This window comes from Streptomyces sp. NPDC005774, from assembly GCF_042871645.1.
Lineage (GTDB): Bacteria > Actinomycetota > Actinomycetes > Streptomycetales > Streptomycetaceae > Streptomyces > Streptomyces pratens.
On the sequence record NZ_JBIAIV010000010.1, the window covers coordinates 81,169 to 93,050 of the forward strand.

An 11,882-nucleotide genomic window follows, 5' to 3' on the forward strand; every position below is an offset into this window, starting at 1 on the left:
GGGTGCGCCGCCCGGTCGGCGGGTCGGCCGCTCAGTCCGTTCGCGGAGCCAGGGCCCGTGCCAGCGCCCCGAGCAGGTGTACGACACCCGCGGGGCCGTCGACCACCACGTCCGCGCGTTCCCGCAGCTCCGTGACCTCGTCGCTGCCGCTGCACACCAGCACACCGGGAACACCGTCCGAGCGGAGTGTGTCGACGGCGGCGTAGGCGGGGAGGTCGCCCAGGTCGTCTCCCGCGTAGAGGACGGACCCGGCGCCGATCTCGCGGGCGTACTCCGCCAGGGCGACGCCCTTGTCCATCCCGGGCGGACGCAGTTCCAGGACCATGCGGCCGGGCTCGACGACCAGCCCGTGCCGGTGTGCCAGGCCGGTCAGCGGTTCGCGCAGCGCCTCGAGGGCGGCCTGGGGGTCGGCGGCCCTGCGGGTGTGGACGGCCACCGCGCGGCCCTTCTCCTCGGTCCAGGTGCCCTCCGGCGCGCCGAGCCGGTCGAGCAGCCCCGGCAGTTCCGCGCGGACGGCGGCGACCCCGGGGTGCGGGGCGGGCGCGGTGATGTCACCGGTGGCGGCATCCCAGCGCTCGGTGCCGTAGTGGCCGAGGACGACGAGGTGCTCCAGGCCGGGGACGTCCGCGAAGCCGCCGTGCCGCACCGCGACCGCGGGAGGCCGGCCGGTGATCACCGCCACGGAGGTCACCCGCGGGGCGAGCGCGGTGAGCGCGCGCACCGCGCCGGGATGGGCGCGCGCCTGCTCGGGGTCGGGCACGATCGGCGAGAGCGTCCCGTCGAAGTCGAGGGCGATCAGCGCCTTCCCCGGCCGTGCGAGCAGCGCGTCGAGCCCGTCCCGCCCGGCCCGCGTGGCGGGCACCGGCAGGGTGGCGGAGGCGCCGGCATCAGTGGCGTCGGTATCGGAGGCGTCGGGGTGCGTGGCGTTCGGGTCCGTGGAATCCGTAGAGCTGCCCATACCGCCAACCTATCCACGCCCGCCCGTCCACACGCATACGTGACCGGCCATCCAGGGACGGCGGGCAGGCCAGGAGAACGGGCGGGCGAGCGGGCGGGTGAGCGGGCGGCCCGGTTCTAGCTTCCGTCCCGCAGCGCGTTCAGCTGGTCCAGGAACCATTGCTGCGGCGGCAGTGCCGTCGCCGCCTCGGCCAGGCGTTTGGCGCGCTCGGTCCGCTCCGCCGGGCGCATCGCGAGCCCTTCGTGCAGGGCCCGCGCCGTGTCGACCACGTCGTACGGGTTGACGGCGATCGCGTCCTCGCCCAGTTCCTCGTACGCGCCCGCCTCCCGGGACAGCACCAGCGCGCAGCCCCTGTCGGACAGGATCGGGACCTCCTTGGCGACCAGGTTCATCCCGTCCCGGATGGGGTTGACCAGGGCCACGTCGGCCAGCCGGTACGCGGCCAGGGAGCGCGCGAAGTCGTCCTTGACGTGCAGGACGACGGGCTGCCAGCCCGGGGTCCCGTACCGCTCGTTGATCTCCTGGGCGACCCGTTGCACCTCGGCCGTGTAGTCGCGGTACACGGCGAGGTCCTGCCGGGAGGGGTAGGCGAAGGCGACGTGCACGACGCGTTCGCGCCATTCGGGGTGGTCGTCGAGGAGCTGGCGGTAGGCGAGCAGGCCGCGCACGATGTTCTTCGACAGCTCGGTCCGGTCGACCCGGACGACGGTCTTGCGCGGGGTCCCGTCGGGGGCCGTGCCGATCTCCTCGCGGAGCGTGACGATCCGTTCCTCGACGTCCGTCTCGTGCGCGCGGCCGCGCAGGAAGTCCGCGTCGATGCCCAGCCCGTGCACCCCGATCGCGGTCCGTCCGAGCCCGTCCGCGAACCGCTCGCAGCACGCGGTGAACGCGTCCGCCCAGCGCCGGGTCAGGAAGCCGAGCCGGTCCGCGCCCAGCATTCCGCGCAGCACCTGCCCGGCGATGTCGTCGGGCAGCATCCGGAAGTACTCCGGCGGGGCCCACGGCGTGTGCGAGAAGTGACCGATGCGCAGGTCGGGGCGGAGCTCCCGGAGCAGCCCCGGGACCAGCGCCAGATGGTAGTCCTGCACCACGACCGCGGCCCCCTGGGCCGCCTCCTCGGCCAGCGCCACGGCGAACGCCCGGTTGTAGGCCTCGTAGGACGCCCACTGCCGGCGGAACTCCGCGTCGAAGACGGGCTCCAGCGGTGTCTGGTACAGCATGTGGTGCACGAACCACAGCACCGAGTTCGCGATGCCGTTGTACGCGTCGGCGTGCACGTCCGCGGGGATGTCCAGCATCCGCACGCCGTCCTCGCCGATCCCGCGCCGCACGGCCTCGCGGTCGCCGTCGGACAGTGCCGAGCACACCCACAGCGCGTCCGTGTCCGACCCGATCGCCGACAGCCCGGACACCAGCCCGCCGCCGCCCCTTCTGGCCCGCAGCGAACCGTCCTCGTCCACCGCGTACGAAACGGGGCCGCGGTTCGACGCGACCAGCACCTGAGCACCCTGACCAGCCTGCATGGAAGCCATACGCCTGAACCTAGCCCGCCTCCGAAACGCTCAAACGTGCGGATCAGCCGTATGCGGATCGGCGAACCGGCCGTATACGAGCCGTATACGGCCGGACCCGCCCGGAACGCCAGGTCAAGGGCTGCGGCAGGGTGCGCGGGCCGTCGTGGTCAGGCCACTCGGCGGGACTGGTACTCGGCTATGTCCGCCATCGGGGGCCGTTCCTCCGTGTCCACCGGGTGGGTGCGGGGCTCGAAGCCGGCGCCGGTGCGTTCGAACTGGGTGAGCGCGGGGCGGACGAGGTGGCCGCGGGCCAGGCGGAGGTGGGCGGTGCGGTAGATCGCGGCGGCCATCCGGCCGAGGGCCTGGCCGTCCTGGTGGCGGTGCCTGCGGACGCCGACGTCGACCTGGGCGAGGGCGTCCAGGCCCACCAGGTGCAGGGCGTCGACCAGCATGCCCAGCTCGACGCCGTAGCCGACGGGGAAGGGCAGCCGTTCCAGGAGCGAGCGGCGGGCCGCGTACTCGCCGCCGAGCGGCTGCACGAAGCCGGCCAGCTGCGGCCAGTGCAGGTTGAGCAGCGGGCGCGCCATCAGCTCCGTGACCCTGCCTCCCTGGCCGGCCGCGGAGCCCAGGGGCCGGTCGTACATGGCCTTCACCAGCTGCACGTCCGGTTCGGTGAGCAGGGGGCCGACGATGCCGGAGACGAAGTCGGCGGAGAACTCCCTGAGGTCCGCGTCGACGAAGCAGACGATGTCCCCCCGGGTGACCAGCAGGGAGCGCCACAGCACCTCGCCCTTGCCGGGCACGGCGGGGATGCGGGGCAGGATCGTGTCCCGGTGCACCACGGTCGCGCCCGCCGCGGCGGCCGCCTGCGACGTGCGGTCGGTCGAGCCGGAGTCCACGACCACGATCTCGTCGACCAGCGGGACCCGCAGCATCAGCTCGTGCCGGATCGTCGTGACGATCCCGCCGACGGTGGCCTCCTCGTTGAGCGCGGGCAGCACCACGCTCACCGTCTGTCCCGTGGCGCGTTTCGCGGTCAGGAGGCGGTGCACCGGGCGGTCGGTCACGGACCAGGAGCGGTCGGCCAGCCAGCGCTCGACTTCTTCCAGCACGGTCGGTGGCTCCTCACTTCTGTGGTCCATAACTCCTCTGGTCCATACTCCTGCGGCTCCCATCAGGGCGGCCCGTACTCCTGTGATCCATGCCCCTGTGATCCGTCTCGCGGTTCGGACGTGCTCTCTCCACCGTCCTGGCCTTCGGTTACAGTCTTGAACAACGCGGATGAACCCCGCACATCGGGGGTCGCGACCCTCTCGGGTCCTCGTCCGCGCCGTACTACCGCACGACCCACAACCGCACGACACAACTGCATACAGCTCATCCAGAGGGGCAGAGGGAAACGGCCCGATGAAGCCCCGGCAACCCTCCAGCCGGTTCTCGTAGATCACCGTCGATCGACGATCGCAGCGCACCGTGATGATCACCGTGCACCGTGACGATCACCGCGCATTGCGGCGTTCACCGCGCATCGCAGTGGATCGCGTCGCTGATCGTCCTCGCGAGGCTCCCGGCTAGGGAAGGTGCCAAATCCGTCTCACGGCGAGATGCGTCGTGAGGAAGATGAGGAGAAAGGGCCTCGCCTCACATGGCTGTGCAGACTGTTGAAAGCACTACGGAATCCGCCGCGCCCTCGGTCGATCTCGGCCCCGCCGTCGCGCTGTCCTGCCGCGAGTGCGGCCACCGCGTACCGCTCGGTCCCGTCTTCGCCTGCCAGGAGTGTTTCGGCCCGCTGGAGATCGCCTACGACTTCTCGGACCACGACACCGAGGAACTGCGCCGGCGCATCGAAGCGGGCCCCGCGAACATCTGGCGCTACGCGCCCCTGCTGCCCGTCCCCGCCGACGTGGCGACCAAGCCGAACATCAATCCCGGCTGGACCAAGCTCGTCCAGGCCGACAACCTCGCCCGCGAACTCGGCGTCACCGGCGGCCTGTACGTCAAGGACGACTCCGGCAACCCGACGCACTCCTTCAAGGACCGGGTCGTCGCCCAGGCCCTGGAGGCCGCCCGCGCCTTCGGTTTCACCACCCTCTCCTGCTCCTCCACGGGCAACCTCGCCGGTGCCGTCGGCGCCGCCGCCGCCCGCGCCGGACTGCGCTCCTGCGTGTTCATCCCGCACGACCTGGAGCAGGGCAAGGTCGTCATGGCCGCCGTCTACGGCGGGGAGCTCATCGGCATCGAGGGCAACTACGACGACGTGAACCGTTTCTGCTCCGAGCTGATCGGCGACCCGGCCGGCGAGGGCTGGGGCTTCGTCAACGTCAACCTGCGGCCGTACTACGCCGAGGGCTCCAAGACCCTCGCGTACGAGATCTGCGAGCAGCTCGGCTGGCGGCTGCCCGACCAGCTCGTCGTCCCCATCGCCTCCGGCTCACAGCTCACGAAGATCGACAAGGGGCTGCGGGAGCTGATCGAGCTCGGCCTCGTCGAGGACAGGCCGTACAAGATCTTCGGTGCCCAGGCGGAGGGCTGTTCGCCGGTGTCGACCGCGTACAAGGCGGGCCACGACGTCGTCCGGCCGCAGAAGCCGAAGACCATCGCCAAGTCGCTCGCCATCGGCAACCCCGCCGACGGCCCGTACGTCCTGGACATCGCGCGCCGCACCGGCGGCGCGGTGGAGGACGTGACGGACGAGCAGGTCGTGGAGGCCATCAGGCTGCTCGCCCGGACCGAGGGCATCTTCGCCGAGACCGCGGGCGGCGTGACCGTCGGCGTCACGAAGAAGCTGATCGAGAACGGTGACCTGGACCCGGCCCTGACCACCGTCGTGCTCAACACCGGCGACGGCCTCAAGACGCTGGACGCGGTGGCCGACACCGGCCTGACCGCGACCATCCGTCCCAGCCTGGAGTCGTTCCGAGAGGCCGGCCTCGCTTGACCTCCCCCTCGGAGCCCCGAGGAGGCCGGCGGTCGCCCACTGGGTTTCCTGCTTCACGGCCGACGGCCCCCGGGACGCACCCGAGCCGAGGTCCTGCATCTGCTCCACAGGCCGAAACCGCCGACCCGGCGGCCGACACGCAAAGTAATCTTATCGTGACTGGAGGTCAAGTCGCATGAGCGTGACCGTTCGCATCCCCACCATCCTGCGCACCTACACCGGTGGCAGGGCCGAGGTCGGCGCCGAGGGCGCCACTCTCGCCGACGTCATCGCCGACCTGGAGAAGAACCACACCGGGATCGCCGCCCGGGTCCTCGACGACCAGGGCAAGCTGCGCCGCTTCGTCAACGTCTACGTCAACGACGACGACGTCCGCTTCGAGCAGGGCCTGCAGACCGCGACCCCGGACGGTGTGGGTGTGTCGATCATCCCGGCCGTCGCCGGCGGCTGATCATTACCATCGGTAATCAGAATTACTGAGCGTTCATCGGATGGCCCCTTCCGCGAGAGAAGCGGAGGGGGCCATTCCGTGGGATTGAACACGATAGAGTCGGGGAACACGGCCCCGATTTCCCCATCGGGAACCATTAATTCCTGCCGCCCGCCCGACTGGATATAGCCAAAGTCTGGGCCCCTTCTGCGGCTTTCGCGGCGTTTGCCCGGCCTGACTTGCCCTGAAAACGGACGAACTACCGTCACATTCCGGACCGGCGACGTCGAGATTTCTCGTCCGATTGACCTGTTGCAGAGGGCAGTTGGGCAGATACATTCAGCCGCGGTCGACGCGTTCCGGCGCACGCCCCCAACCGTTTGGGGAGTGAGGTCTGACCCGGATCCGCGAAGTGCGGATCTGTGCAAGGGCCAGTAATAGGGGAGTTAGGCATGGCTCAGGGCACCGTCAAGTGGTTCAACGCGGAGAAGGGATACGGCTTCATCGCGGTCGACGGTGGTGCGGATGTTTTCGTCCACTACAGCGCGATCCAGATGGACGGCTACCGCACCCTTGAAGAGGGCCAGCGGGTCGAATTCGAGATCTCGCAGGGCCAGAAGGGCCCACAGGCCGACATGGTTCGCGTCACCGCCTGAACGCGCTACCAGCAACCACAAGAATTTTCCTGCCAGTGAAGGGCTCGTGTCTCCGGGGGTCGCCCCGGGGGCGCGAGCCCTTCGCCTTGTCCGGGGCCCGTCCCGCCGCTCGGCCCGGGGGTCGGGACGCGCCCGCCCCTCTGCTCCGTCCCTGCTCCGTCCCTGCTCTGCCTCTGCTCCGCCCCTGTTGCACCTCTGCTCCGCCCCTGCCTCCGTGCCCTGATTCGTTGCGTTGTCCGTCTTGTCCGGGGTGTTCGCGGGTGGCTGAGTCACCCGCCGATCCTCGAAGGCGCTTGCACTCGCATGGGTCGAGTGCTAATCATTGCGTTAGCACTCTGAAGGTGAGAGTGACAACGTAAGGACCGGGTCGGTGAGGCCCGCAGGACCGGTGGAGCAAGGAACCGCCGGGTCTGTGAGCCGTCCGTCGCGGGCGCGGGCGCGGTCCTGGAGTCATCACCCCCAGTCCTGGAGGGACCACTTCATATGGCCAAGATCATCGCGTTCGACGAGGAGGCACGGCGCGGCCTCGAGCGCGGCATGAACCAGCTCGCGGACGCCGTCAAGGTGACGCTCGGCCCCAAGGGCCGCAACGTCGTCCTCGAGAAGAAGTGGGGCGCCCCCACGATCACCAACGATGGTGTGTCCATCGCCAAGGAGATCGAGCTCGAGGACCCGTACGAGAAGATCGGCGCCGAGCTGGTCAAGGAAGTCGCCAAGAAGACGGACGACGTCGCCGGTGACGGTACGACCACCGCGACCGTTCTCGCCCAGGCCCTGGTCAAGGAGGGCCTGCGCAACGTAGCCGCCGGCGCCAACCCGATGGCCCTCAAGCGCGGTATCGAGAAGGCCGTCGAGGCCGTCTCCGGTGCCCTGCTGGAGCAGGCGAAGGATGTCGAGACCAAGGAGCAGATCGCCTCCACGGCCTCCATCTCCGCCGCCGACACCCAGATCGGCGAGCTCATCGCCGAGGCCATGGACAAGGTCGGCAAGGAAGGCGTCATCACCGTCGAGGAGTCCCAGACCTTCGGTCTGGAGCTGGAACTCACCGAGGGTATGCGCTTCGACAAGGGCTACATCTCGGCGTACTTCGCCACCGACATGGAGCGTATGGAGGCGTCGCTCGACGACCCGTACATCCTGATCGCCAACTCCAAGATCAGCAACGTCAAGGACCTGCTGCCGCTCCTGGAGAAGGTCATGCAGTCGGGCAAGCCGCTGCTGATCATCGCCGAGGACGTCGAGGGCGAGGCTCTGTCGACCCTGGTCGTCAACAAGATCCGCGGCACCTTCAAGTCCGTCGCGGTCAAGGCTCCGGGCTTCGGCGACCGCCGCAAGGCCATGCTCGGCGACATCTCCATCCTCACGGGCGGCGAGGTCATCTCCGAGGAGGTCGGCCTCAAGCTGGAGAACGCCACGGTCGACCTTCTGGGCCGTGCCCGCAAGGTCGTCATCACCAAGGACGAGACCACCATCGTCGACGGTGCCGGCTCGGCCGACCAGGTCCAGGGCCGCGTGAACCAGATCCGCGCCGAGATCGAGAACAGCGACTCGGACTACGACCGCGAGAAGCTGCAGGAGCGCCTGGCGAAGCTCGCCGGCGGTGTCGCGGTCATCAAGGCCGGTGCCGCCACCGAGGTCGAGCTCAAGGAGCGCAAGCACCGCATCGAGGACGCCGTTCGCAACGCGAAGGCGGCCGTCGAGGAGGGCATCGTCGCCGGTGGCGGCGTGGCCCTGCTCCAGGCCTCCTCGGTGTTCGAGAAGCTGGAGCTCGAGGGTGACGAGGCGACCGGCGCCAACGCCGTGAAGATCGCGCTCGAGGCCCCGCTGAAGCAGATCGCCGTGAACGCCGGCCTCGAGGGCGGTGTCGTGGTGGAGAAGGTGCGCAACCTGACCCCGGGTCACGGCCTGAACGCCGCGACCGGCGAGTACGTCGACCTGGTCAAGGAAGGCATCATCGACCCGGCCAAGGTGACGCGTTCCGCGCTGCAGAACGCCGCGTCGATCGCCGCGCTGTTCCTGACCACCGAGGCCGTCATCGCCGACAAGCCGGAGAAGGCCGGCGCGGCCGCTCCGGGCGGCATGCCGGGCGGTGACATGGACTTCTGAGCCTGACTCACCTCAGGTTCGGACCCGGTCCGTCAGTGCCGAGGGCGGCACTTCCTGTTCAGACAGGGGGTGCCGCCCTCGGGCGTTCTCGGACCGGCGAGGCTCAGTCGGCGTAGTCCTTGAGCCTTTCGGTGTCGAGGGTGACGCTCACCGGGGGCGGGAGCTCGACGGTCGCCCCCCAGGGGTAGGACCGGGACTGCTGGTAACGGCCGTCCTTCGGCTCGCTGTGGACGACGACAGTGTGGTGGTCGCGGTCGATGAGGAGGTAGACGGGGATGTCTGCTCCCGCGTAGCCGACGGGCTTGTCGACGCGGTCACGCCGGTCGGTGTCGCGGTCGTGAGAGGTGATTTCCACCGTCATGAGGGAGCCGTCAGGAGCGGACCACTCGCCGTCTCCCCTGAAGTGGTCCACGGGAACGAGAGTGCCGTCCGTCCGGGCGCGGCCCTTGCGATAGGTTTCGGCCCTGAGACCGGACTCGGGGACGAGGTCCAAGTCGGGCCGTTGTTGCATGCACTGGCGCAGCAGCCACATGAAGATCGACCGGTGGTTGCCGTCCGGCATGGCCTTGACCTCTACCCTTCCGTTGATGTACTCGAGCCGCACCGTTTCGGGAGCGGTTTCGGCCAGCTCCTCGAACTCGTCGACGTCGAGCGGCCCGTGCCGGACGCACAGCCGGCCGCCGAGGAACTCCAGCCGGTTGCGGATCTCCCTCGGAGCCCTGCGGACGAGCTCCTCGAAGTCCTCGACGGACATCTGCGGGCGGTCAGCGGTGTCGGGTGTCATGGCGTCGCCTCCTTTCCTCCATCGTGCCCTGGGGTGGTGGTGCCGGACCGTAGGAGCTGTCATGCGGGTGTCCTTTCGCGTCGTTTCTGGGACATCGCAGCGCGGATCCCGGCCGCGCGGGCCTGGACCGTGGTGGCGGACAGGGGCGTGTGGGAGCGGGCAGGGGCGCGTTCACCCCGACACGCGCCGCAGACGCCGCCCGGCAGCGCCTCGGGACGTCCCGGCGTACGGCACTTCGCGCATTCCAGGAGCCGCAGGGGCGGGCACGGGGCCGGGGCGGAGGGCGGTTCGGGCGGGAGTTTGTCGGTCAGGCGGCGGCGGAGCAGGGCGGCCGGGTGGTGCACCGGTACGGGCAGGCCGGCGGTGAGGGCGGTGCGTACGGCCTCGTCGGTGGCACCGCGTGCGAACCACTCCGCCACCAGCGGGGCGAGCTGCGCGCAGTCGGCCTGGGAGAGCGACAGCGCGGGGACCTCGCGGCCGAGGGCGGCGAGCAGGACGTGGGCGCGGGAACGGGTGGGGCGGGCCTGCTCAACCTGCTCCGATGGTGCTTCCTCCGGTACGTCGCCACGGGTGAACGCGGCCCACCAGTCGTCGCCACGCGCGGTACGGGAGAACCACGAACGGGTGATCCAGCGCGAGCCGCCGCCCGTGTCCGTCGCCGTCACGGTTTCCCGGCCGCGGCGCAAGTGGCCCGCCCGATGGAGGTTGTTGAGGGTGGTCCGCAGAGCGCACTGACCGTACGGGAGCGTCCTGGCCAGCGTCTTCACGGAGATGTCGGCGCCGTCGGGGAGGCGGTCGACGAACGCGGCGATGGCCGCCTCGCGGGGCGGCAGGTGCGCGAAGTCGTGGTTCGTGCGGGGGGACTGGCCCGGAGCGGAGCGTTTGCCGTACCCCGGACCGGCCATCGGGTGCGGAGACACGTGCGCGGGCGGGAAGGCGGCACTAAGGTTGGCGTCAGCCATGGGATCGCTCTTTCGATCTCGTAGGTCAAGCCCCCGCAGGTGTTGGCATCACCGGGCGGGGGCTGTTCGTTATGCGGGCACGCTAGACCCTCGTGACTGTGCGTGGCAAACCGACTGCGTCAAGTCAACATGCGGGGTGGGAGGGTGGGTCGGGACCCTCCACCCATTCCTTGAAAAGAGGGCTCGGGTGTCGGGGCTTGAGCCTCGGGGGCTCCGGGGTTCGACCGGATGGAGGGCGAGTGGGTGGGCGGCCGACCGGGCGGGCCGTGTGCGGGTGTGACCGGGGTCACGCCCGGTCGGGAGGGGTGGGCGGAATGCCTCCCCGTTGTCGCCGGTTGGTGCGGGTGTGCATTTAATGCACGTGCACGTACTGACTGGTATCCACAGCGAGGAGCCCCCACGTGACCGTCACTGCCACGGAGACCGCCGCCCGAGTCGCCGCGATGCTCTCCCGTCCGGCCGTGATCAACGGCCTGACCGTCCCGAACCGCATCGCGATGGCACCGATGACCCGCATGTTCTCCCCGGGCGGCGTTCCCGGCGAGGACGTGGTGTCGTACTACTCCCGGAGGGCCGCCGCCGGTGTGGGGCTGATCGTCACCGAGGGCACGTACGTGGGGCACGAGTCGGCCGGTCTCAGTGACCGGGTGCCGCGGTTCCACGGGGAGCAGCAGCTGGCCGGCTGGGCGCAGGTCGCCGACGCGGTGCACGCGGCGGGCGGCACGATCGTGCCGCAGCTCTGGCACATCGGCATGGTTCGAGAGCAGGGGAAGGCGCCGTATCCGGATGCCCCGGCGATCGGCCCGTCCGGCGTACGCACGGACGGCACCGAGGGTACGGGCAAGGCGATGACGCGGGCCGACATCGACGACGTGGTCGGCGCGTTCGCGCAGGCCGCCGCGGACGCCGAGCGCATCGGCTTCGACGGCGTCGAACTGCACGGCGCCCACGGCTACCTCATCGACCAGTTCCTGTGGGCGGGCACCAACCGCCGTACCGACGCCTACGGCGGCGACCCGGTGGCGCGGACGAAGTTCGCCGCGGACATCGTCGCGGCGGTCCGCGAGCGGGTCTCGCCCGCATTCCCCGTCATCTTCCGCTTCTCGCAGTGGAAGCAGGACGCCTACGACGCCCGCCTCGCCGAGACCCCCGGGGAGCTGGAGGCGATCCTCGCACCGCTCGTGACCGCCGGTGTCGACGCCTTCCACGCCTCCACCCGCCGCTACTGGCTCCCGGAGTTCGAGGGCTCGGAGATGAACCTGGCCGGCTGGGCGAAGAAGCTGACCGGCAGGCCTGCCATCACCGTCGGTTCGGTCGGCCTGAACGGGGAGTTCCAGGAGGCGTTCCAGGGGCGGGGCGCGGAGCTCCGCAGTCTCGACAATCTCCTCGACCGGCTGGAGCGCGACGAGTTCGACCTCGTCGCGGTGGGGCGCTCGGTGCTCCAGGACCCGCAGTGGGCGGCGAAGGTCCTCGGCGGGCGCATCGACGAGCTCGCGTCGTACGACGCGGCGTCGCTCAAGACGCTGAGCTGAAC

10 protein-coding genes and 1 riboswitch are annotated in these 11,882 nt (G+C 70.2%); of the genes, 5 read left to right on the forward strand and 5 right to left on the reverse strand.

The window, feature by feature from the left end:
• Positions 1-31 precede the first annotated feature (31 nt).
• From otsB to ACFYQA_RS12340, 3 genes are all read right to left on the reverse strand, one after another.
• Positions 32-958 (reverse strand): trehalose-phosphatase, encoded by a 927-nt coding sequence (gene otsB / locus ACFYQA_RS12330; protein ID WP_388915393.1) that lies wholly within the window; start codon positions 956-958, stop codon positions 32-34.
• A 116-nt stretch (positions 959-1,074) separates the two neighbouring features.
• Positions 1,075-2,481, reverse strand: a complete 1,407-nt coding sequence (locus tag ACFYQA_RS12335) for a trehalose-6-phosphate synthase (RefSeq protein WP_388915657.1) — start codon at positions 2,479-2,481, stop codon at positions 1,075-1,077.
• Between the two features lie 158 nt (positions 2,482-2,639).
• Positions 2,640-3,584, reverse strand: coding sequence for a glucosyl-3-phosphoglycerate synthase (locus ACFYQA_RS12340; protein WP_388915660.1), 945 nt, complete (start codon positions 3,582-3,584; stop codon positions 2,640-2,642).
• Between the two features lie 262 nt (positions 3,585-3,846).
• Positions 3,847-4,099, forward strand: a riboswitch (SAM riboswitch).
• A gap of 18 nt (positions 4,100-4,117) precedes the next feature.
• Here ACFYQA_RS12340 and thrC point away from each other — a divergent pair.
• From thrC to groL, 4 genes are all read left to right on the forward strand, one after another.
• Positions 4,118-5,410 (forward strand): threonine synthase, encoded by a 1,293-nt coding sequence (gene thrC, locus ACFYQA_RS12345; protein WP_388915396.1) that lies wholly within the window; start codon positions 4,118-4,120, stop codon positions 5,408-5,410.
• Positions 5,411-5,585: 175 nt separating this feature from the next.
• Complete coding sequence (locus tag ACFYQA_RS12350; protein ID WP_388915399.1) at positions 5,586-5,861, forward strand: MoaD/ThiS family protein; 276 nt, start codon at positions 5,586-5,588, stop codon at positions 5,859-5,861.
• A 431-nt stretch (positions 5,862-6,292) separates the two neighbouring features.
• Positions 6,293-6,496, forward strand: coding sequence for a cold-shock protein (locus ACFYQA_RS12355; RefSeq protein WP_004986573.1), 204 nt, complete (start codon positions 6,293-6,295; stop codon positions 6,494-6,496).
• 483 nt (positions 6,497-6,979) lie between these two features.
• Positions 6,980-8,602: a chaperonin GroEL gene (gene groL, locus ACFYQA_RS12360; RefSeq protein ID WP_388915404.1), complete on the forward strand. Its 1,623-nt coding sequence runs from the start codon at positions 6,980-6,982 to the stop codon at positions 8,600-8,602.
• A 103-nt stretch (positions 8,603-8,705) separates the two neighbouring features.
• On the opposite strand, the gene ACFYQA_RS12365 is transcribed toward groL, so the two are convergent.
• A complete protein-coding gene (locus ACFYQA_RS12365; protein WP_388915407.1) occupies positions 8,706-9,386 on the reverse strand; it encodes a Uma2 family endonuclease in 681 nt (226 codons plus the stop codon).
• Between the two features lie 59 nt (positions 9,387-9,445).
• Positions 9,446-10,348 carry a hypothetical protein gene (locus ACFYQA_RS12370; protein WP_388915410.1) on the reverse strand — a complete coding sequence of 301 codons (903 nt, stop codon included), beginning with the start codon at positions 10,346-10,348 and terminating at the stop codon, positions 9,446-9,448.
• Positions 10,349-10,749: 401 nt separating this feature from the next.
• On the opposite strand from ACFYQA_RS12370, the gene ACFYQA_RS12375 reads away from it, so the two are divergent.
• Positions 10,750-11,880 carry an NADH:flavin oxidoreductase gene (locus tag ACFYQA_RS12375; RefSeq protein ID WP_388915413.1) on the forward strand — a complete coding sequence of 377 codons (1,131 nt, stop codon included), beginning with the start codon at positions 10,750-10,752 and terminating at the stop codon, positions 11,878-11,880.
• The last annotated feature ends 2 nt before the right edge of the window (positions 11,881-11,882 follow it).